This window comes from Aureimonas sp. ME7 (genome assembly GCF_903970965.1).
Classification (GTDB): Bacteria; Pseudomonadota; Alphaproteobacteria; order Rhizobiales; family Rhizobiaceae; genus Aureimonas.
This window is the reverse complement of sequence record NZ_CAJCKW010000014.1, coordinates 15425-37574: the sequence shown is the minus strand read 5'-3', so window position 1 is coordinate 37574 and position 22150 is coordinate 15425. Positions and strand designations below refer to the sequence as shown.

At 64.7% G+C, this 22150-nt stretch carries 17 protein-coding genes and 1 tRNA gene; 14 read left to right on the top strand and 4 right to left on the bottom strand.

The genetic code is table 11. The annotated features are described in order from the left end of the window. Position 1 precedes the first annotated feature (1 nt). Complete coding sequence (locus H7A85_RS18115) at positions 2-1636, bottom strand: peptide chain release factor 3 (RefSeq protein ID WP_182421925.1); 1635 nt, start codon at positions 1634-1636, stop codon at positions 2-4. A gap of 224 nt (positions 1637-1860) precedes the next feature. Between H7A85_RS18115 and H7A85_RS18110 the strand changes: the two genes are divergently transcribed. From H7A85_RS18110 to H7A85_RS18075, 8 genes are all read left to right on the top strand, one after another. Continuing rightward, positions 1861-2628, top strand: coding sequence for a FadR/GntR family transcriptional regulator (locus tag H7A85_RS18110; RefSeq protein ID WP_182421924.1), 768 nt, complete (start codon positions 1861-1863; stop codon positions 2626-2628). 48 nt (positions 2629-2676) lie between these two features. After that, positions 2677-3678, top strand: coding sequence for a D-erythronate dehydrogenase (gene denD / locus H7A85_RS18105; RefSeq protein WP_182421923.1), 1002 nt, complete (start codon positions 2677-2679; stop codon positions 3676-3678). Next, complete coding sequence (locus H7A85_RS18100) at positions 3675-4517, top strand: TIM barrel protein (RefSeq protein ID WP_182421922.1); 843 nt, start codon at positions 3675-3677, stop codon at positions 4515-4517. Before denD ends, H7A85_RS18100 begins: the two co-directional genes overlap by 4 nt. Further along, positions 4504-5283 carry an SDR family oxidoreductase gene (locus tag H7A85_RS18095; RefSeq protein ID WP_182421921.1) on the top strand — a complete coding sequence of 260 codons (780 nt, stop codon included), beginning with the start codon at positions 4504-4506 and terminating at the stop codon, positions 5281-5283. The genes H7A85_RS18100 and H7A85_RS18095 overlap by 14 nt, the downstream gene beginning before the upstream one ends. 108 nt (positions 5284-5391) lie before the next feature. Beyond that, positions 5392-6450 (top strand): sn-glycerol-3-phosphate ABC transporter ATP-binding protein UgpC, encoded by a 1059-nt coding sequence (gene ugpC, locus H7A85_RS18090; protein ID WP_182421920.1) that lies wholly within the window; start codon positions 5392-5394, stop codon positions 6448-6450. A 94-nt stretch (positions 6451-6544) separates the two neighbouring features. After that, complete coding sequence (locus H7A85_RS18085; protein ID WP_182421919.1) at positions 6545-7861, top strand: ABC transporter substrate-binding protein; 1317 nt, start codon at positions 6545-6547, stop codon at positions 7859-7861. 79 nt (positions 7862-7940) lie between these two features. Continuing rightward, complete coding sequence (locus H7A85_RS18080; RefSeq protein WP_182421918.1) at positions 7941-8882, top strand: sugar ABC transporter permease; 942 nt, start codon at positions 7941-7943, stop codon at positions 8880-8882. A 13-nt stretch (positions 8883-8895) separates the two neighbouring features. Continuing rightward, on the top strand, positions 8896-9798 hold the full coding sequence (locus H7A85_RS18075) for a carbohydrate ABC transporter permease (protein WP_182421917.1): 903 nt from the start codon (positions 8896-8898) through the stop codon (positions 9796-9798). Positions 9799-9811: 13 nt separating this feature from the next. Here the strand turns inward: H7A85_RS18075 and H7A85_RS18070 are convergent, their stop codons facing one another. Further along, positions 9812-10621 (bottom strand): transglutaminase family protein, encoded by an 810-nt coding sequence (locus tag H7A85_RS18070; protein ID WP_182421916.1) that lies wholly within the window; start codon positions 10619-10621, stop codon positions 9812-9814. 299 nt (positions 10622-10920) lie between these two features. Between H7A85_RS18070 and H7A85_RS18065 the strand changes: the two genes are divergently transcribed. Continuing rightward, on the top strand, positions 10921-11760 hold the full coding sequence (locus tag H7A85_RS18065; protein WP_280514933.1) for a type 1 glutamine amidotransferase: 840 nt from the start codon (positions 10921-10923) through the stop codon (positions 11758-11760). 27 nt (positions 11761-11787) lie between these two features. Here H7A85_RS18065 and H7A85_RS18060 read toward each other — a convergent pair. Continuing rightward, a tRNA-Lys gene (locus tag H7A85_RS18060) sits at positions 11788-11863 on the bottom strand. Positions 11864-12013: 150 nt separating this feature from the next. Here H7A85_RS18060 and H7A85_RS18055 point away from each other — a divergent pair. The 3 genes from H7A85_RS18055 to glmS all read left to right on the top strand — a co-directional run bounded on the left by H7A85_RS18055 (position 12014) and on the right by glmS (position 16090). Continuing rightward, a complete protein-coding gene (locus H7A85_RS18055; RefSeq protein WP_182421914.1) occupies positions 12014-12754 on the top strand; it encodes a cytochrome c biogenesis protein CcdA in 741 nt (246 codons plus the stop codon). A 39-nt stretch (positions 12755-12793) separates the two neighbouring features. Beyond that, positions 12794-14155, top strand: a complete 1362-nt coding sequence (glmU, locus tag H7A85_RS18050; protein ID WP_182421913.1) for a bifunctional UDP-N-acetylglucosamine diphosphorylase/glucosamine-1-phosphate N-acetyltransferase GlmU — start codon at positions 12794-12796, stop codon at positions 14153-14155. A 108-nt stretch (positions 14156-14263) separates the two neighbouring features. Next, positions 14264-16090 (top strand): glutamine--fructose-6-phosphate transaminase (isomerizing), encoded by a 1827-nt coding sequence (glmS, locus tag H7A85_RS18045; protein WP_182421912.1) that lies wholly within the window; start codon positions 14264-14266, stop codon positions 16088-16090. Positions 16091-16100: 10 nt separating this feature from the next. On the opposite strand, the gene recG is transcribed toward glmS, so the two are convergent. Next, the gene (gene recG, locus H7A85_RS18040; RefSeq protein WP_182421911.1) at positions 16101-18209 is read right to left on the bottom strand and encodes an ATP-dependent DNA helicase RecG; all 2109 of its coding nucleotides are present in this window, start codon (positions 18207-18209) and stop codon (positions 16101-16103) included. A 134-nt stretch (positions 18210-18343) separates the two neighbouring features. Here recG and H7A85_RS18035 point away from each other — a divergent pair, with 134 nt between their 5' ends. Together H7A85_RS18035 and mfd are read left to right on the top strand one after the other, a co-directional pair. After that, positions 18344-18640: a succinate dehydrogenase assembly factor 2 gene (locus tag H7A85_RS18035; RefSeq protein WP_182421910.1), complete on the top strand. Its 297-nt coding sequence runs from the start codon at positions 18344-18346 to the stop codon at positions 18638-18640. Positions 18641-18777: 137 nt separating this feature from the next. Next, positions 18778-22149, top strand: coding sequence for a transcription-repair coupling factor (gene mfd / locus H7A85_RS18030; protein ID WP_244631275.1), 3372 nt, complete (start codon positions 18778-18780; stop codon positions 22147-22149). Position 22150: the final 1 nt, after the last annotated feature.

Here is a 22150-nt window from a genome sequence, read left to right as displayed (position 1 = left end):
TTCAGGTCGCCACCAACTCGCGCGTTTCGTCGAAGCGAAGGTCCGGGTTGCGCTCGCGCGCATAACGCAGTTCCCAATCGTTCTTGGGCAGGAACACCGGGCGCCCATCGCGGTCCTCCGCGATCGACACCTTGTTCTCGTCCACGAAGGTCTTGAGCTTGCGCTCGTCCGCCGAGGAGATCCAACGCGCGGTCGCATAGGGGACCGGCTCGAAACCGATATCCGTTTTGTACTCCTGCTTGATGCGCGAGGCGAGAACGTCGAGCTGAAGCGGGCCGACGACGCCCACGATCCAGTTCGAGCCGAAGATCGGCTTGAACACCTGGACGAGGCCTTCCTCCGCAAGATCCTCCAGCGCCCGGCGCAGCTGCTTCATGCGCATCGTATCTTCCAACCGGACACGTCGCATGACCTCGGGCGCGAAGGACGGCAGGCCGGTGAAACGGAAGCTCTCGCCCTCGGTCAGCGTGTCGCCGACCCGAAGCGTCCCGTGGTTCGGGATGCCGATCACGTCGCCGGCGAAGGCTTCCTCCGTCAGGGCGCGCTCCTGAGCGAAGAAGTAGATCGGGTTGTTGACCGCGAGCGCCTTGCCCGAGCGCACGTGATTGAGCTTCATGCCGCGCTTGAAATGGCCCGAGCAGAACCTGACGAAGGCCACGCGGTCCCGATGGTTGGGGTCCATGTTGGCCTGCACCTTGAACACGAAGGCGGACACGTCGTCCGAGCGCGGATCGACCGGACCTTTGTCCGAGGGCTGTGAGCGCGGCGGTGGCGCGAAGCGCGACACGATGCGCAGCAACTGCTCGACGGAGAAATCGCGAAGCGCGCTGCCGAAGACGACCGGCGTCAAATGGCCCTGGCGATAGGCTTCCGGATCGAATGTGGAATATCCTTCGCGGGCCAGCTCCGCTTCCTCGCGAAAGCGCGCGAGAACATGGGCCGGGATGATCTCGTCGAGCGCGGGATCGTCCAGCCCCGTCATCTGGCGAACGCTGTCGCACGTTCCGTTGGCGCGGATCTTCGAATACAGGAACTCGTTGGTTTCCAGGTCGTAGCAGCCCTGGAAGTCCGAACCCATGCCGATCGGCCAGACCTGTGGCGACACGTTGAGCGCCAGCGCCTCTTCCAGTTCGTCCAGCACCTCGAACGGGTTGCGGCCTTCGCGGTCCACCTTGTTGGCGAAGGTGATGATGGGAATGTCCCGGAGGCGGCAGATCTCGAAGAGCTTGCGCGTCTGGCTTTCGATACCCTTGGCGACGTCCACCACCATGATGGCGCTGTCGACGGCGGTGAGCGTCCGATAGGTGTCCTCGGAAAAGTCGCTGTGGCCCGGCGTGTCGAGAAGGTTGAAGGTGATGCCTTCGCGCTCGAACGTCATCACCGAGGAGGTGACGGAAATGCCGCGCGACTGCTCGATCTCCATCCAGTCGGACCGGGCGCGGCGGTTCTCGCCGCGCGCCTTCACCGCGCCCGCCATGTTGATCGCCCCGCCGGCCAGAAGCAGCTTCTCGGTCAGCGTGGTCTTGCCGGCGTCCGGGTGCGAAATGATGGCGAAGGTGCGCCGCGCGGCGTAGCCTTCGGGTGTCTTGGCGACGCCCGCCGGGGCGGACGCGGAAAGGTCCGTTGCGGCGCTCATATCGAATGCCTTTCAAGAAGTCGTGTCGGAAAAGCGCCTTGCGCTGCGATTGCGCCTTCCATGGCCGGAACCTAACCGAACTGCAAGACGCAGCCTGCAAATGGTGTCTCCGGAATGCGCGTCGGCGTTGCATCGCAGCACAACCGGCCAATTGACAGACAATTGCTGGCCTGAAACCCTGCCACTGGTCCGCTGGCCGTGCCAGCAGGCAGGAGCTTGAATTCATGTCCCTGTCGGAATTCGTTCTGGAGAACGCGCCCGAGCTTCGCGAAGCGATCGTGCGGCGCAACGTCCGCGATGTGGTCGCCGGCAAGATCGCGATGATGATCGCATCTGGGATCCTGAAGGTGGGCGACGATCTGCCGAGCGAGCGCGAACTGGCGGCGGCGCTGCAGGTCAGCCGCGAGACTGTTCGCGGCGGGATCCAGATTCTGGCCGCGCGCGGGCTCGTGGCCGTTCTGCAGGGAGCGCGCACCCGCGTGCGATCCGACGAGGTGGGGCCGGAGTTCAAGCGACTGCGCGAGCCGCGCCTGATGAACGTCTACGGCCTGGAAGATATCCACGCCGCGCGCCTGATGAACGAAACCGCAGTCGTCGCCGACGCGGCGGAGCGGATCGACGACGAGACACTGCGCTACCTTCGTCAGTCGCTGAAGGCGCAGGAAGCGACATTCGACGATCCCGTTCGCTTCCTCATCACCGACCGGGAGTTTCATCTGGCGATCTACCGGTGCTCCGCCAACCCGGTCCTGGCAGACTTCGTCGTCGATCTCTACGCCTACATGTTGGAACAGCGCTGCCGCGCCGTATCGCAACCCGGGGCGATCGCCCGCAGCTACGCCGATCACGTCGCCATCGTCGCCGCGCTCGAAGGGCGCGACCGAGCCGCGACGGTCGAAGCGTTCGAAGTGCATATCGAGCGGATCTACCGCACCACCTTGGACGCGATGCATCGGACATCGGCGGGCGAACCGGAACGACGAATGGCTTGAATGAGTGCCGCGCCGCAGGAGGTGGCACGGCGCTATGGGAGGAAGACGATGACGAAGGTTCTCATCATCGGCGCGGCCGGGATGATCGGGCAAAAGCTCGCGGAGGCCATTTGCGGGGAAGGAAAGCTCGGCGGACGGGCCGTCGAAGCGTTGACGCTCGTCGACGTCGTCGAGCCGTCGAAGCCCGCGGGGCGGATCGGATCGGTGCGGACGGCTGCCGTCGATATCTCCGTTCCCGAAGCCAGCGAACCGCTCGTGACGGCGCGTCCGGACGTCATCTTCCACTTGGCCGCGATCGTCTCGGGGGAAGCGGAGGCCGACTTCGAGAAGGGCTACCGCATCAACCTTGACGGGACGCGCGATCTCTTCGAAGCCATCCGCCGGGAGCATGCGGCGAGCGGCTACACGCCGCGCGTCGTCTTCGCATCGTCCATCGCCGTGTTCGGCGCGCCCTTCGCCGAAGTGGTGCCGGAGGATTTCGCGCCGACGCCGTTGACGAGCTACGGCACGCAGAAGGCGATCTGCGAGCTTCTCCTCGCCGACTATACGAGGCGCGGATTCCTGGACGGCGTTGGGCTTCGCCTGCCGACGATCTGTGTGCGTCCCGGCAAGCCCAACAAAGCGGCGTCCGGCTTCTTCTCCAACATCCTGCGCGAGCCGCTGGCGGGCCAGGAAGCCGTGCTTCCCGTGTCGGATAGCGTCCGCCACTTTTTCGCCAGCCCCCGCTCGGCGATCGGCTTCTTCCTGCACGCGGCCACGCTCGACACCTCACGGATCGGGCCTCGTCGCAATCTCAACATGCCGGGCCTTTCCGCCACGGTGCGGGACGAACTCGCGGCATTACAGACGGTCGGGGGCGACGAGGCCCTCGCGCTCGTGCGCCGCGAGCCGGACGAGACGATCATCCGCATCGTCGATGGATGGGCGCCCGACATCGAGGCGCGGCGGGCTCGCGAACTCGGCTTCACCGTGGAGGATACATTCGAAGAGATCGTCCAGGCCCATGTCGAGGACGAACTCGGCGGTCGCGCATCGATGGGTGGTCGATGACCGCACGGCTCCGCTTCTCGGCCAATCTCGGCTTCCTCTGGACGGAACTGGCGCTGCCGGATGCGATCCGGCGCGCGAAGGCAGCGGGTTTCCAGGCGGTCGAGTTCCAATGGCCGTATGAAACGGATGCCGGTGCCATGGCGGAGGCTCTTCGAGAGACCGGCTTGCCAGTTCTGAGCCTGAATACGCGCAAGGGAAATCCTGGTGAGTTCGGTCTTTCCGCGCTGCCCGACCGGGAGGAGGAAGCGCGCGAAGCGATCGAGGAAGCGTTCGCCTATGCCGATAAGGTGGGTGCGGGAGCCATCCACGTCATGGCGGGCATCGCTTCCGCAGGTGACGTCGAGCCAACGCAGCGAACGTTCGACCGCAGTCTCCATTTCGCGTGCGACCTTGCGGAGCGAAGCGGGCGAACGGTTCTCATCGAGCCTTTGAATGCGCGCGACGCGCCGGGCTACGTCCTGCGAACGATCGAGCAGGCGGCAACGATCGTATCGCGCGTCGATCGCCCTTCGCTTCGTATCCTCTTCGACTGCTACCACGTGCAGATCGAGGGTGGGGATCTTCTGCGACGCTTCCAACAGCACCGCGCGCGGATCGGCCATATCCAGTTCGCCGCCGTTCCCTCGCGAACCGAACCCGACGAAGGCGAGGTGGCCTACGATCGCCTCCTGCCGCTTCTCGTTTCGGAAGGCTGGAACGGGTTCTTCGGCGCCGAGTATCGCCCCCGCGAAGGCACGGATGCTGGCCTCGGCTGGAAACGACGTTTCGAAGGGCACTGCGATCGAGGAATCGCAGCCGACAATCTCATGGAACGGGAGTGCATGCATGCCGACGGTTGACGACCAAGCAACGGGTCAGACGAAGGTCGCGCTGGTGACGGGCGGCGGAACAGGCGTCGGCCGGGCGATCTCGCATGCGCTCGCCGCAGCCGGATGGACGGTCGTGATCGCCGGTCGCCGGGCCGAGGTTCTGGAGGCGGCGGTCGCGGCCTATCGAGGTGCGTCGGGAGCGCTTGAGGCCATCTCGGCCGACATCGCCGATCCGGTGTCGGTGTCCACCCTGTTTTCCAGCATCGAGAACCGGTTCAAACGCCTCGATCTTCTGGTGAACAACGCGGGATCGTTGGCACCGCCTGTTCCGATGGAAGAGCTTTCGTTCGAGCAGTGGAACACCGTGGTATCCGCCAATCTGACCGGTGCGTTTCTTTGCACTCAGCAGGCGTTCCGCATCATGAAGGCGCAGTCGCCACGCGGCGGGCGGATCATCAACAACGGATCGGTGTCCGCGACGACGCCGCGCCCGAACTCCGCGCCGTACACGGCGACCAAGCATGGAATTCTCGGACTGACGAAGTCCACGGCGCTCGATGGCCGCCGCTTCGACATCGCCTGCGGTCAGATCGATATCGGGAATGCCGCCAGCGACATGACGACGGCGATATCGGCAGGCGCCCTGCAGGCCGACGGATCGACGGCGGCCGAACCCACGATCGACCCGGCGCTCGTGGGCCAAGCGGTCGTTAACATGGCGGCGCTTCCGCTGGAGGCCAACGTCCTGACCATGACGATCATAGCGACCAAAATGCCGTTCGTCGGCCGGGGGTAGGCGCGGGGAACGACGATCGAACAAGCGCCTTCGAGGCGATAACGACCGAACGGCACGATGCGGGGGGAGGCTCGCGGTGCTGTTTCGGGTCCAACGGGAGGAAACTGCATGGCGTCTGTCGATATCGCCGACGTTCGGAAATCCTTTGGTGCCCATCCGGTCATCAAGGGCGTCAACATTCAGATCGACGACGGCGAGTTCGTCATCCTCGTGGGCCCGTCCGGCTGCGGCAAGTCCACGCTCCTGCGGATGCTGGCCGGGCTGGAGCATGTGTCCGGCGGCGAGATCCGGATCGGCAACCGCGTCGTCAACGACGTACCACCAAAAGACCGGGACATCGCCATGGTGTTCCAGAACTATGCGCTCTACCCGCACATGTCGGTGGCCGACAACATGGCTTTCTCGCTGGCGCTGAAGAAGGCCTCGCGAGAGGAGATATCGGCCCGGGTCAAACCGGCGGCCGAAATCCTCGGCCTGTCGCATCTCCTCGATCGCTTCCCGCGCCAGCTTTCGGGCGGCCAGCGCCAGCGCGTCGCCATGGGCCGGGCGATCGTACGCGATCCGCAGGTGTTCCTGTTCGACGAGCCCTTGTCCAACCTCGACGCCAAGCTGCGCGTGTCGATGCGCACGGAGATCAAGAACCTCCATCAGCGCCTGACGACCACCACCGTCTACGTCACGCACGACCAGATCGAGGCGATGACCATGGCCGACAAGATCGTCGTCATGCATGACGGCGTGGTGGAGCAGGTCGGTGCGCCGCTCGAACTCTACGACCGGCCGAACAATCTCTTCGTCGCAGGCTTCATCGGCTCGCCGGCCATGAACATGCTGCATGGGCGCCTCGACCCGAACGATCCGACGCGCTTCGTCACCACGGACGGCATCTCGCTGCCGGTCAGCGGGCGCCACGAAGCGGCAAGGGGGCGCGATCTCGTCTACGGCGCGCGGCCGGAGGCCATCCGACTGGGCGGCACCACGCCCATCGAGGTGGTAGTGATCGAGCCGACCGGCTTCGAAAGCCAGGTTTTGGGCGAACTCGGCAAGACGGCGGTGACCTGCGTGTTCCGGGAGCGGGTCGCGCTGAAGCCCGGCGAGACGTTGCACGTCTCGATCGACCCGGAAGCAGTTCATCTCTTCGACGCCGGCACAGGCCAGCGTCTCTGAAGCCGACCGTCCGCCGGCGGGCGGGCAGACAATGACGTGGGCGGATGCGGGAAGCGCACCACGCGAAACCAACATACCCGCGAAGGAGGAAACCATGGTCAATCGCAGGCAGATTCTCACCGGGACCGCAGGGTTCGTCGCCGCCGGCGCATTGGGGGGCCGCTTCGGCCTGACCCGTGCGCTCGCGCAAGGCGCCGAGCCGAATTTCACGCCCGAACAGGGCGCGAGCCTGCGCCTTCTGCGCTGGGTGCCCTTCGTGCCGGCCGAGGAAGCGGCCTGGCTTGCCAATACGGCGAAGTTCACCGAGGCGACGGGTGTGCAGGTCCGGATCGACAAGGAAAGCTGGGAGGACGTGCGTCCGAAGGCGGCCGTCGCGGCCAATGTCGGTTCGGGACCGGACATGGTGATGAGCTGGTTCGACGATCCGCAGCAGTACCCGGACAAGCTCGTCGATGTGACGGATCTCGGCAACTATATCGGCGGCGCCAACGGCGGTTGGTATCCGGGCCTCGAATCCTACGCCAAGCGCGACGATGCCTTCATCGCTCTGCCCATCTGCGCGATCGGCAATGCGGTAATCTATCGCGACAGCCATATGAAGGCGGCCGGTTTCTCCGAGTTTCCGAAGGATACGGCCGGCTTCCTGGAACTCTGCAAGGGCCTCCAGGCCAAAGGCACGCCCGCCGGCTTCCCGCACGGCAAGGCGGTCGGCGACGGAAACAATTACGCGCATTGGCTCTTGTGGAGCCACGGCGGCAAGATGGTGGACGAGGACGGCAAGGTCGTCATCAACAGCCCAGAAACGCTGGCCGCCGTGAACTACGCCATGGAGCTCTACAAGACCTTCATTCCCGGCACCGAAAGCTGGCAGGACGTCAACAACAACCGCGCCTTCCTGGCGGGCCAGGTGTCGCTGACGGCGAACGGCGTGTCGGCATACTATGCCGCACTGAAGGATCCGGCACTGGCCGAACTCGCGGCGGACATGCGCTCGACCAACCTGCCGATCGGCCCGGTCGGCGAGTCCGTGGAACTGCACCAAGCTTCCACCATCTCGATCTTCCGCCATACCAAGTACCCGGAAGCCGCCAAGGCCTATCTGAAGTTCATGTATCAGGCCGACAACATGAACGCCTGGATCGAAGGCGCCAGCGCCTATTGCTGCCAGCCTCTGAAGGCGTTCGAGAACAATCCGGTGTGGACGTCGAACCCCATCCACGCAGCCTATGCGCGCGCCTCGGCGACGCTGCGACCCAACGGATACGCCGGTCCGCTGGGCGCCGCCTCCGCCGGCACGATGGCCGACTACGTGCTCGTCGACATGTTCGCCGAAGCGGTGACCGGCCAGTCTTCGCCGGAGGACGCGATCGCCAACGCCGAGCGCCGAGCCAACCGCTACTACCGCGTCTGAACGACGCCCCGACGCAGTGGGACCCGCGCCGGGCGCGCGGGTCCATCCTTCTTCAACTCGCGCGGGATCGGGACTTGCCATGACCATCGGCGCTGCGGACGGGACCATCCCCCGGCCGTCCTTCTTCGAACGGCTTTCGCAAAGCAGGAACGGGCTCGGTTTCCTGTTCATGCTGCCGGCCGCCATCTTCCTCCTGTGCTTCCTGACCTATCCGCTCGGCCTCGGCGTCTGGCTCGGCTTCACGGATACGCGCATCGGACGCCCCGGCGTCTTCATCGGGCTGGAAAACTACGCCTACCTGATGGAGGACAAGGTCTTCTGGATGTCGGTGTTCAACACCGTCGTCTACACGGCGGTCGCCTCCATCCTGAAGTTCGCTCTCGGCCTGTGGCTGGCGATCATTCTGAACGAGCATCTGCCGTTCAAGACCTTCTTCCGTGCCGTGATTCTGCTGCCTTGGGTGGTTCCGACGGTTCTATCGGCGCTGGCCTTCTGGTGGATCTTCGACAGCCAGTTCTCGATCATTTCCTGGGTGCTGATGCAGGCCGGTCTGATCAGTTCGCCGATCAACTTTCTCGGCGATCCGACCAACGCCCGGATCTCGGTGATCGCCGCCAATGTCTGGCGCGGCATCCCCTTCGTCGCGATTTCGCTTCTGGCCGGGCTCCAGACCATCCCCGTGTCGCTGCACGAGGCGGCCGCGCTCGACGGAGCAACGTCGTGGCAGCGCTTCCGGCGCATCACCCTGCCGCTGCTGACGCCGATCATCGCCGTGGTGATGACCTTCTCCGTCCTGTTCACCTTTACCGACTTCCAGCTGATCTACGTCCTGACCAAGGGCGGGCCGGTCAACGCGACGCATCTCATGGCCACCCTGTCGTTCCAGCGCGGCATCCCCGGCGGTGCGCTGGGCGAGGGGGCGGCGATCGCGGTGGCGATGGTGCCCTTCCTGCTGGCCGCCATCCTGTTCAGCTTCTTCGGTCTGCAACGCCGCAAATGGCAGCAGGGCGCCACGGATTGAGGATCGAGACACGATGACAGCCCCAGCCGTTGAAGGCACCGGTCCGCAACTGACCGACGACATCGTCGGCATGTCCCACCACGATACGTTGGCGAGGAAGATCCTGGTGATCTACCTGCCGCTCGCCGTGTTCATGTTCGTGCTCCTGTTTCCGTTCTACTGGATGGCGATCACCGCCGTGAAGCCGAACGACCAGCTGACGAACTACTCGGCCTACAGTCCGTTCTGGGTGGTCGGGCCGACGCTCGACCACATCAAGTACCTCCTGTTCGAGACGTCCTATCCCGGTTGGCTCTGGAACACGTTGATCGTGGCGGTCTGTTCCACCGTGATCGCGCTCGCCGCGTCCGTCTTCGCGGCCTACGCGATTGAGCGCGTCCGGTTTACCGGCGCAAGGGTGACCGGCCTCCTGATCTTCCTCGCCTACCTTATTCCCCCGTCGATTCTGTTCATTCCGCTGGCCTTCATCGTGTTCCAGCTCGGAATGTTCGATTCGCGCCTAGCGCTGATCCTGACCTATCCGACCTTCCTGATCCCGTTCTGCACTTGGCTTCTGATGGGCTATTTCCGCTCGATCCCTTTCGAGCTCGAAGAAAGCGCGCTGGTGGACGGGGCGACGCGATGGCAGATCCTCACGAAGATCGTGCTGCCGCTGGCGGTTCCCGGCCTGATCTCGGCGGGGATATTCGCCTTCACGCTGGCCTGGAACGAGTTCATTTACGCACTGACGTTCATCCAATCGTCCGAGAACAAGACGGTGCCGGTCGGCGTCCTGACTGAGCTCGTTCGCGGCGACGTCTATGAATGGGGGTCGCTGATGGCGGGGGCGTTGATCGGCTCGCTGCCGGTCGTCATCCTCTACTCGTTCTTCGTCGACTACTACGTGTCGTCGATGACGGGTGCGGTGAAGGAATGAGTCGGCGTCCCGCTCAGTTCGTCACTTCGTAGGTCACGACCTCGAAGTGGCTGAGCTGGGTCGGGCCGAAGTTGGTGGATAGCGCCACATCCGTCGCATCCCGCCCGGTCGCCATCAGGATGCGGCCGATGCGCGGCGTGTTGTGGCGCGCGTCGAAGGTATGCCAATGGCCGCCGAGATAGACCTCGAACCAGGCGCTGAAGTCCATCGGATAGGGAACGGGCGGAATGCCGATATCGCCGAGATAGCCGGTGCAGTAGCGCGCCGGGATGTTGAGGCAGCGGCAGAGCGTGATCGCGAGATGCGCGAAATCCCGGCAGACGCCGGTTCGATCGATGAAGCCGCCATGGGCCGAGCGGGTCGAGTCGGCGTTCTGGTAGTTGAAGGCGATATGGTTGTGCACGAAGTCGCAGACCGCCTGCACGCGGCCCCAGCCGAGCGGGGTGTGCCCGAAGTTCGCCCAGGCGAAGTCGGCCATTCGATCGGTGTCGCAGTATCGGCTGCCGAGAAGGAACACGAGCACGTCGTCCGGTAGATCCTGCACGTCGTGCTGGTAGGCATTCCACGACACCGGATCCGGACGTCCGCTGTCATGGACGTCGAACGAGGTCGACACGCGCGTTCTGCCCGGCTGCGCTACGATGCGCGTGCACGAGTTGCCGAAGCCATCGGTGTAGGCCCAGACCGGCATAGGTGGATCGAAGGTCAATACCTGTTCGGTCAGCAGATCCTTCCGGCGAGATGGGTGGATATCCAGCGCCAGAAGCATCGGCGTCGGCTGGATGCAGTCGAAACCAAGGGTGAAGCCAGCGCGGATTTTCATGCGTCCTCCAGATCGACCCTTCTGCGATGCCCAACGGCACCTTCGTTCGAACGACAAACTGTCGCGACGAAAACAACCGACTAGAGGTCTTGCGGTGGAAGATTAGACGATGGCGTTCGAATGCTGTCGAATTGCGCTGGATGCCTCTGAATTTTGCGTCACCCAATGTCCGTCTGAACAAAGTTCAAGCGATCGGCAGGCGTTCTCAAGCCAGTGTGTTCGTCCTGTGACAATGCCGCTCATAGGCCGCCGCGACGTTTCGCCTATGTCCGGTCTCCCATCCCGAACCTGGATATGATGTGCCCCCACGCTTTTTGATTGTCGCCAGCGAAACACCATCCCAACGCGACGAGCGCCGAAAGCGCTCCGGCGCGGCATCCGATGAAAGCTATGCGGAGACGCTCCGAGCCATCCGGCCGGACATCGAGTTTCGGCACGTTTCCTGCGTCGACGACCCCGGATCTGAACCTCCGTTCGACGCGTCCGATATCGATGCCGTGTTCTTCGCCGGATCGCCTATCCAGATGCATGCGCAAACGCCAGAGACGCGATCGGCCGCCGCGTTCATGACGCGGATCATGGAAGCGGGTCTTTTGGTGTTCGGCTCTTGTGCCGGGCTCCAGATCGCGACCGTTGCAGCCGGTGGCCGCGTCAGGCCGAGAGGGCCGATGATGGAAGCCGCCTTCTCACGCGGCATCGTGGCCACCAAGGACGGCGCGGGCCATCCGCTTCTAGAAGGCCGACCGCTGACTTGGGACGCGCTGACGATGCATTCCGACGAGGTGGAGAGCCTGCCGGCCAATGCCTTGCTTCTGGCGAGTTCGAATACGACACCTGTTCAGGCTGTCGAAATCCGGCTGGGCGAGGGGGTGTTCTGGGGTGTTCAGTATCATCCCGAGCTGTCCCTCGCCGAGATCGCGAGTTCGTTGCGAGGACAGGCGGACGATCTCGAGGAACAGGGTTTGGCGCGCGACGAGGGCAGTGTCGCTGCCTACGCGGAACGCATCGAGACGTTGTCTGTAGCTCCCGGGCGACGTGATCTCGCGTGGCAGCTTGGCGTCGGCGACGAGGTCGTGGACGATGTCCGCCGCACCAACGAATTGCGCAACTTCATACGAATGAGCGGTTTTTCCTGCTGAAGGAAGCAGGGTCGGGCAGACGAAGGATGGTGAGCGCGGTGGGACTCGAACCCACGACCACATGATTAAAAGTCACGTGCTCTACCAACTGAGCTACGCGCTCGACCTTGAACACCGCTATCGGATGAATCGCGCGGACCATAGAAAGGCGCCCGCGCCCGGTCAACTCTTCACGCTCCCATTTGCCGGGAAAATCACGGTCGGCTAAGAGGCGCGGACCCGAGAGGCGGTCGCAAGGTCGGAGTCCGAACCATTGTTCAACGAGCCAACCTACACCGCGGCGCTTTTGGCGGGTGCGCTATCGTTCCTGTCCCCCTGCGTCCTGCCACTGGTGCCGCCGTATCTCTGTTACATGGCGGGCGTTTCCGTCGACGACCTGCGTCAAACGTCGGAGCGTGGCGGCGGCGTTCAGCTGCGACTGATCGGCACGGCGGCTCTTTTCGTGCTCGGGTTCTCCACCGTGTTCGTCGCGTTGGGCGCGGGCGCCAGCGTCGTCGGGCATCTGCTACGCCAGAACCTCGATTGGCTGAGCGTCGTCGCCGGTCTTGCGATCATCGCGATGGGTCTGAACTTTCTTGGGGTGTTCCGCCTCGCATTCCTGTCGCGGGAGGCCCGGTTCCAGGCGCCTGCGCAGCGCCGTAGCCTTGGAGGGGCGTACCTGATGGGGCTCGCCTTCGCGTTCGGCTGGACTCCCTGCATCGGACCGGTCCTTGGCGCGATTCTCGGGGTCGCGGGAGCGACTCAAACGCTCGGGTCGGGGGCAAGCCTCCTAGCGATCTATTCGCTGGGCCTTGGCATTCCTTTTGTTCTCGCGGCGGCTTTTTCTGCGACTTTCCTCCAAGGACTGCAGGTCTTTCGGGCGCGTCTGCCGCTGGTCGAAAAAGCCATGGGCGGTCTTCTCGTGCTGACCGGTGTTCTCTTTCTGACCGGCGGAATGCAACGCGTCGCGTTCTGGCTGCTCGAGACATTTCCCGCGTTTCAAAAAATCGGGTAGCACGGCACTGGACGCGCCGACCCGAACCGGAGAACTGGAATGTCGAGAACCTGCCTCACCATCGTGCTCGCGGCTGGCGAAGGCACCCGCATGCGCTCCAGTCGAGCCAAGGTGTTGCACGAAGTGGCCGGTCGTTCGCTGGTCGGCCACGTTCTGGAAGCGGCTGGGGAAGCGGGAACGGACAAGGTCGCCCTCGTCGTCGGACGCGACGCCGAACTGGTGACTTCGGAAGCAGGACGTATTACGCCCGGCACTCGGACGTTCGAGCAAACCGAGCGCAGGGGGACTGCGCATGCCGTTCTGGCCGCGCGCGAGGCGATCGGCGAGGGCTACGACGACATCCTCGTTCTCTTCGGCGACACGCCGCTTCTGACACGCGAGACCATGCAGCGAGCGCGCGCCGAGCTGGCCTCTGGCGCCGCCGTCTGCGTCGTCGGGTTCGAGACGCAGAACCCAACGGGGTACGGCCGGCTTCTGATGGCTGGTTCCGATCTCCTGGCGATCCGCGAGGAGAAGGATGCCTCGGACGACGAGCGCCGCGTGCGCCTGTGCAACAGCGGCGTGATGGCGATCGACGGCCGGCACGCGCTGCGGCTGCTGGATCGGATCGGCAATGCCAATGCCAAGGGCGAGTTCTACCTGACTGATATCGTCGAACTTGCTCGCAACGAGCATTTGAACGTTCGTGTCGTCCTTGCGGACGAGATCGAGACGCTCGGCGTCAATACGCGAGGCGATCTGGCCCATGTGGAGCATCTCTGGCAGCAGCGGCGCCGAACGGAGATGATGGCGGGCGGCGTCACCCTGCGGGCACCCGAGACCGTGTTCTTCTCTTTCGACACCGCAATCGAGGCCGATGTCGTGGTGGAGCCAAACGTCGTATTCGGGCTAGGTGTCCGGGTCGCGTCCGGCGCCACGATCCATGCCTTCTCGCATGTCGAGGGCGCATTGGTCGGGGCCGACGCATCGATCGGACCCTTCGCCCGCCTGAGACCGGGCACGACGATCGCACGCAAGGGGCGGGTCGGCAATTTCGTGGAGACCAAGAACGTTGCGCTCGGAGAGGGAGCGAAGGTGAACCATCTGACGTATCTCGGCGATGCCTCGATCGGCGCCCGCACCAATGTCGGCGCCGGAACGATCACATGCAATTTTGACGGCCACAACAAATTCCGAACGGAGATTGGCGAGAACGCCTTCATCGGCTCCAATTCGTCGCTCGTTGCGCCGCTGACGATCGGAAACGGTGCCTATGTGGGTTCGGGCAGTGTGGTGACGGAGGATGTGCCGGTGGACGCTCTCGCCATCGGTCGTGCCCGGCAGGTGGTGAAGCTCGGTCGAGGCCGTGAGATCGAGGAGCGGAATGCCGCTCTCAAGGCGTCTCGCTCGAAGCCCGTCTGATACCCAATCGGAAACCGAGCGACATCAATATTGACCCCAGCGTTAAGCGGCGGGTGCCGGCCGGCGTGCTAGCAAACGCAAGCTACGAGAATCAGGAAGCGGCGGATCATGTGCGGCATCATCGGTATCATCGGCCAGGAGCCTGTCGCCGTCCGCCTGGTAGAGGCTCTCAAGCGGCTGGAATATCGCGGATATGATTCGGCCGGCATCGCGACGCTTCAGGACGGCGCGATGGATCGCCGCCGCGCCGAGGGCAAGCTGCGCAACCTCGAAGCCAGACTGGCCGAGGAGCCGCTGGGCGGAACGATCGGCATTGGTCACACCCGTTGGGCGACGCACGGCGTTCCCAACGAGACCAACGCCCATCCGCACCGGACGGGGCGCGTTTCGGTGGTTCATAACGGCATCATCGAGAACTTCCGCGAGCTGAAGGACGAACTGCTCGCCGGCGGATACCGCTTCGAAAGCGAGACGGATTCGGAAGTCGTCGCCGTGCTGGTGACACAGGAACTCGACGGCGGCGCGACGCCCCGCGACGCCGTCGCCGCGACGCTTCGCCGCTTGGAAGGCGCGTTCTCGCTGGCCTTTCTGTTCGCCGGCGACGAGAACCTCCTGATCGGCGCGCGGCGCGGAAGCCCGCTCGCGGTCGGGGATGGCGAAGGGGAAATGTTCCTCGGCTCCGACGCGATCGCGCTGTCCCCCTTCACCGATGCCGTGCGCTACCTGGAAGAGGGCGACTGGGTCGTCATCACGCGCAACGGAGCGGAAATCTTCGACGCGGACGATCGGCCCGTGAATCGGCCGGTTCGGCGCACGGTCGGCAAGGCCTTCTATGTCGACAAGGGCAATCATCGGCATTTCATGCAGAAGGAGATCTACGAGCAGCCCGAGGTGCTGTCGCACACGCTCGGCGCCTTCGTGGACATGACCACCGGGCGCACCCGCATCCCCGGTGCGCAGACGTTCAGCTTCGCCGACGTTCGGCGCATTGCGATCTCGGCCTGCGGCACCGGCTATTATGCGGCGCTGGTCGGTCGTTACCTGTTCGAGCGCTATGCGCGGATCGCCTGCGATCTCGATGTCGCCTCCGAGTTCCGCTACCGCGAAAGCCCGCTGGGCGACGTCGATCTCGCGCTGTTCGTTTCGCAGTCCGGCGAAACGGCCGATACGCTCGCCTCGCTTCGCTATGCCAAGTCGGTCGGCCTGAAGACGGCCGCGGTCGTCAACGTGCAGGAATCCACGATCGCAAGGGAAAGCGACCTCGTATTCCCGACGCTGGCGGGGCCCGAGATCGGCGTGGCCAGCACGAAGGCCTTCACCTGCCAGTTGATGGCGCTGGCGGCGCTGGCGATCCGGGCCGGCGTCGATCGCGGCGTGATCGATGGGGACGGCGAGCTGGAACTGACGCAGGCCCTGGCCGAGGCCCCGCGCATGGTGAACGAGGCTCTGAAGCGCGAGGACAGCATCGAAAGCCTCGCCAAGGACATGGCGACGCATCGCCATGCTCTGTTCCTCGGTCGCGGTTTCTCGTTCCCGCTGGCGATGGAAGGCGCGTTGAAGCTGAAGGAGATCAGCTACATCCACGCCGAAGGATATGCCGCGGGAGAGCTGAAGCACGGGCCGATCGCGCTGATCGACGAGACGATGCCCGTGGTCGTCATCGCGCCGCACGACCGGGTGTTCGAGAAGACCGCGTCCAACATGCAGGAGGTCGCCGCGCGCGGCGGCAAGATCGTGCTTCTGACCGACGAGACCGGGGCGGCGGCGCGGGCCGTGGATAAGGCCCAAACGATCGTCCTGCCGGACATGCCGGAGATCCTGACGCCGATCGTCTACGCCGTGCCGCTGCAGCTTCTGGCCTATCACACGGCGGTTCAGATGGGCACGGATGTCGACCAGCCGCGCAATCTGGCGAAATCCGTCACCGTCGAATGACCGGGACAACCTAGCCCGCCCGCAGGAGCTTGATCGCGTCGTCCTTGCCGAAGAGGTAGAGAAGGCTCCGAATCGCCTGGCCGCGGGTGGACGACAGGTCCTTGTCCTGCAAAAGCAGAAGGCGAGCGTCGTCGCGGGCGATCTCGAGAAGGTCGGCGTGCTCGTCGAGCCGGGCGATGCGGAAGGCCTGCATCCCGGATTGACGCGTGCCGAGAAGATCGCCTTCGCCGCGCAGGCGCAGGTCTTCCTCCGCGATGCGGAACCCGTCCTCCGTTTCGCGCATGATCGCGAGGCGCGCCTTGGCCGTCTCGCCGAGCGGCGCCTTGTAGAGGAGAACGCAGGAGGACGGCTTGTCGCCGCGCCCGACGCGGCCGCGAAGCTGGTGCAACTGCGATAGGCCGAAGCGTTCGGCGTGCTCGATCACGATGATCGATGCGTCCGGCACGTCGACACCGACCTCGATCACCGTTGTCGCCACGATGAGGCGCGTTTCGCCGGACTTGAAAGCCGCCATGGCACGGTCCTTCTCGTCGCCACTCATCCTGCCATGAACGAGACCGACCCGCTCCCCGAAGAACTGGCGAAGAACCTCGGCGCGTTCGTCGGCGGCGGTCAGCTCGCTCTTCTCGGTTTCCTCGACCAGCGGGCAGACCCAATAGATCTTCTCGCCTTCCTCGATCGCCTGACGGGTTCGCGAGATGATATCGTCCAGCCGCTCGAACGGCATCGCGACCGTGGTGATCGGCTTCCGGCCGGCCGGCTTGCCGTAGAGGCGCGAGACGTCCATGTCGCCGAAGGCAGCCAGAACCAGCGTGCGCGGGATCGGCGTCGCCGTCATCACCAGAAGATCCGGCGCCTGTCCCTTGCGCGTCAGGCTGAGGCGCTGGTGGACGCCAAAGCGATGCTGCTCGTCCACGATCACGAGGCCGAGGTCGAGATAGGCGACATCGTCTTGGAACAGGGCGTGCGTGCCCACGATGATATCGACCTCACCGTTCGCCATCGCGGCCAGCTTGGCGGCGCGAACGCGGCCGTTGTCGCGCCCGGTCAGGAGCAGGATCGAAAGCCCGGCCGCCTCGCAGAAGCGGGACAGGCCGGCGAAGTGCTGCCGCGCGAGGATCTCCGTCGGTGCCAGGAGCGCGGACTGGGCACCGGACTCCTTGGCCGCTGCCATGGTCAGAAGCGCGACCACCGTCTTGCCGGCGCCAACATCGCCTTGGAGAAGGCGAAGCATGCGCATGGGCTCGGCCATGTCCGCATGGATTTCGCTGATCGCCTGGGATTGGCCTTCCGTCAGCTTGAAGGGGAGGCTGGCCTCGACCTTCTGTCGCAGGCGCCCGTCACCCCCGAGCCGTCGTCCTTTCTGACGACGCACGCGCTCCCGCGCCAAGGCCAGCGCCATCTGGCTGGCCAGAAGCTCGTCATAGGCGAGGCGGCGGTAGGCCGATTGCTTTGGATCCAGATCCAAGGGCTCAGCTGGCTTGTGGAGTTGCGTCAAAGCTGGCTGGAAAGCCGGAAAGCGTTCGCGTGCTAGAACGCCGGGCTCGATCCATTCCGGGAGGGTCGGAACGCGTTCCAGCGCGCTCTCGACGCTGCGGCGCATGACGCGGCTCGTAAGGCCGGCCGTCAACGGATAGACGGTTTCCAGAAGCGGCAGGCTGGCCTCGTCTTCCAGGCGCCCGACGAAGTCGGGGTGGATCATCGAGGCCCGGCCGTTGAACCACTCGACCTTGCCCGAGACGAGCATGATCTCGCCGATGGGCAGGAGCTTTTCCAGCCATTGCGGCTGCGCGCGGAAGTAGGTGAGGGCGATCTCGCCGCTCGCGTCCCGCCCTACCACGCGGGTCGGCTGGTTGCGCGCCTCGCGCGAGGGCACGATGTGGCGCTCGATTCGAAGCTCCAGCGTCACCAGCGTATCGGGCGGCGCATCGGCCACCAGTTCACGCCGCCGCCGGTCGATGAGGCCGCTAGGCAGGTGGAACAGGAGGTCGCGAACCCGCGCGCCGTTTTCCGAACCCGGCACCGCGACGAGCGTGTTCAAAAGCGCTGAGAGCTTCGGACCGACGCCCGAGATCGTCGACACGGAGGCAAACAGGGGATCGAGTTCGATAGGGCGCATGCGCCGGCTTTTATCGGGTGTTGCGACATCGGCAAAGGCTGACAGGCCCGGGCGCGGCCACTATATCCCGCACAACGACGGTGGACCGCGACGTGCGTTCCGCCTTTTTGAGCATGACCGAAGCGGATAGCGCGATGACGGGAACGACACGAAGCTCCAGCGACCTCGATCCTCGCCGGAGAAAGGCTCTGTTCCGCTCGTGGCATCGTGGCACGCGGGAGATGGACCTCGTTCTCGGTCGCTTCGCCGATGCCGAGATCGATCGTCTCGACGACGAAGAGCTCGCGATTTTCGAGCATCTCATGGAGGCGCCGGACCGCGACCTGTTCTCCTGGCTCACGGGGTCGATCGAAACGCCTGGGAATTACGACACGGTCGTCTTCCGTCGTATCAAGGCCTACTACGAGCTGAACGAGGGTACGGCCTCGTGACCAATCCTGCCATGCTCCAGAAGCTCCTGAGGAAGGCGAGCGGCGTTCGCATCGGCAATGTGCTCGATGGATACGAGCCGTTCCTTCTGGCCGAGATCGCGCGATCGCGCGGCGGATCGAAGCCGATCGTCTTCGTGATGCGCGACGGCAACCGGATGGGCGAACTGGAGGACGCGTTGCGCTTCGTCGCGCCCGACCTGCCCGTTCTCACGCTGCCGGCTTGGGATTGCCTTCCCTACGACCGCGTCGGTCCGTCGTCGGACGCGGCCGCACGGCGCCTTTCAGCCATGTCGGCGATCGGGGCGCTGAGGCGCGACCCGCACCGGGCCATTATCCTGACCAGCGCAAACGCGCTTCTGCAGAAGATGCCGCCGCGAGCGGTTCTGGAGGACGAGACGATCTCCGCCAAGGCCAGCGGGCGCATCGCGATGGATCACATCGTGAAGGTGCTCCAGCGAGGCGGGTTCGAGCGCGTGACGACGGTTCGCGATCGCGGCGAGTTTGCGGTGCGCGGCGGTATCCTCGACCTCTTTGCGCCGGGTGACGACGAGCCGCTGCGCCTCGACTTCTTCGGCGATACGCTGGAGTCAATCCGCTCGTTCGATCCCGCCACGCAGCGCACGACCGGTCAGCGCAAGAGCTTCGAACTCGCGCCCGTGTCCGAAGTCGCCTTGAGCGACGAGACGATTTCGCGCTTCCGCACCAACTACGTCAAGCGCTTCGGCGCCCCGTCGCGCGACGACGCTCTTTATACCTCGATCAGCGAAGGCCGGCGTTTCAGCGGCATGGAGCATTGGCTGCCGCTGTTCTACGAAAGCGTTGAGACGCTGTTCGATTATACCGATGGTTTCCCGATGGTGCTCGACCATCTCGTGGTCGAAGCGGTCGGCGAGCGGCGCAAGCTGGTGCTCGACTACTACGAGGCGCGGCGTCGCGGCATTGCGGAAGCGAGTGCGGGATCGGTGCCCTACAACCCGCTGGGACCGCAGGAACTCTACCTGACCGAGGACGAGCTGAACGGGCGGATTGCAAGCGCCGACCCGGTTCGCTTGTCCGCCTATGCGGTCACCGATGCAGGGTTCCAGACCGACACGATCAATCTCGATGTCCATCGTGGGCGCAACTTCGCGGCCGAGCGTCAGACGGAGGACGTCAACGTCTTCAAGGTCGCGGTGGACCACATTTCGCGGCTGCGTGCCGGGGGCAAGCAGGTCATTCTCGCGGCCTGGTCGGAGGGTTCGCGCGAGCGCCTGACGCAGGTCGTCGAAGAGCATGGGCTCGGCAATATCAAGCCGGTCGACACGCTGAAGCAGGCGCTGGAGGTTGGACGCAACATCGTCGCGACCGCTGTGCTTGGCATCGAGGCGGGCTTCGAGACCGATCGGATCGCCGTCGTCGGCGAGCAGGATATCCTCGGCGATCGACTGGTGCGCCGGGGGCGGCGGAAGAAGCGGGGTGCGGACTTCATCTCGGAGGTCACGGGCCTCGACGAAGGGGACATCGTCGTCCACGTCGATCACGGCATCGCGCGGTTCGTCGGCCTTCGCAAGATCGAGGCGGCCGGCGCGCCGCACGACTGCCTGGAGCTTCGCTACGCCAACGACGACCGGTTGTTCCTACCGGTCGAGAACATCGAGCTTTTGTCGCGCTACGGCGGCGAAGGTTCGGAAGCCATTCTCGACAAGCTGGGCGGCGGTGCGTGGCAGGCGCGCAAGGCCAAGCTCAAGAAGCGGCTTCTCGACATGGCGGGCGGCCTGATCCGCATCGCCGCCGAGCGCGAGATGCGCGGTGCGCCAAAGCTCAATCCGCCGGACGGGCTCTGGGGCGAATTCCAGGCGCGCTTCCCATACGAGGAAACGGAAGATCAGCAGAACGCGATCGACGCGGTGGCCGACGACCTTTCCGCCGGCAAGCCGATGGATCGCCTCGTGTGCGGCGACGTCGGCTTCGGCAAGACGGAGGTGGCACTTCGCGCGGCCTTCATCGCCGCGATGAACGGCCTGCAGGTCGCGGTCGTCGTGCCGACGACGCTTCTGGCGCGCCAGCATTTCAAGACATTCTCCGAGCGCTTCCGCGGGCTGCCGCTGAACTTGGCTCAAGCGTCCCGGCTGGTGACCACGAAGGAGCTCAACCAGACCAAGAAGGAGTTGGCGGGGGGCCAGGTCGATATCGTCGTCGGCACCCATGCGCTTCTCGGTAAGGGGATGGACTTCAAGAACCTCGGGCTTCTCATCATCGATGAGGAGCAGCATTTCGGTGTGAAGCACAAGGAACGGCTGAAAGAGCTGAAGTCGGACATCCACGTCCTGACTCTCTCGGCGACGCCGATCCCGCGTACGCTGCAGCTGGCGCTGACGGGCGTGCGCGAGCTATCGCTCATCACCACCGCGCCGGTGGACCGCATGGCGGTGCGCACCTTCGTCGCGCCGTTCGACCCGCTGGTGGTGCGCGAAACGCTTCTGCGCGAGCGCTATCGCGGCGGGCAGAGCTTCTACGTCGCTCCGAGATTGGCGGATCTTGCCGGCATCAAGGAGTTCCTGGACGATCAGGTGCCGGAGCTGAAGGTCGCCATCGCGCACGGCCAGATGCCGGCCGGCGAACTCGACGACATCATGAACGCCTTCTACGAGGGGCAGTACGACGTTCTGCTCTCGACGACGATCGTGGAGTCGGGGCTCGACATTCCGTCCGCCAACACGATGATCGTGCATCGGGCGGACATGTTCGGTCTGGCGCAGCTCTACCAGCTGCGCGGACGCGTCGGCCGTTCGAAGCAGCGCGCCTATGCGCTGATGACGATCCCCGCCAACAAGACGCCGACGGCCGGCGCCGATCGGCGGTTGAAGGTGCTACAATCGCTGGACACGCTGGGCGCGGGCTTCCAGCTCGCCAGCCACGATCTCGACCAGCGCGGCGCCGGCAACCTTCTCGGCGACGAGCAGAGCGGCCATATCAAGGAGGTCGGCTTCGAGCTGTACCAGCAGATGCTGGAAGAGGCGGTGGCCGAGATGAAGGGCGTCGAGGTCGAGAGCGATGGCTCGTGGTCGCCGCAGATCACGCTCGGCACGGCCGTCATGATCCCGGAAGGCTACGTGCCCGACCTCCAGCTTCGCATGACGCTTTATCGACGTCTGGCGGACCTGACGGAGGCTCGCGAGATCGACGGGTTCGGGGCGGAGCTGATCGATCGGTTCGGCCCGATGCCGGTCGAGGTCGAGCATCTTCTGAAGGTCGTCTTCATCAAGGCGCTTTGCCGCAAGGCCAACATCGAGAAGCTCGATGCGGGGCCGAAGGGGCTCGTCGTGCAGTTCCGCGAAAAGAGCTTCGCCAACCCAGGTGCATTGGTTCGGTACATCTCGGAACAGGGCTCGGCGGCGAAGATTCGCGCCGATCAGTCCATCGTCCTCATGCGGGACTGGACCAAGCCGGAACAGCGTCTCAACGGCGCGGCGGGCATCGCCACGCAACTGGCCAGGTTTGCCGACGAGGTGTTGAAGAAGGCGGCCTGAC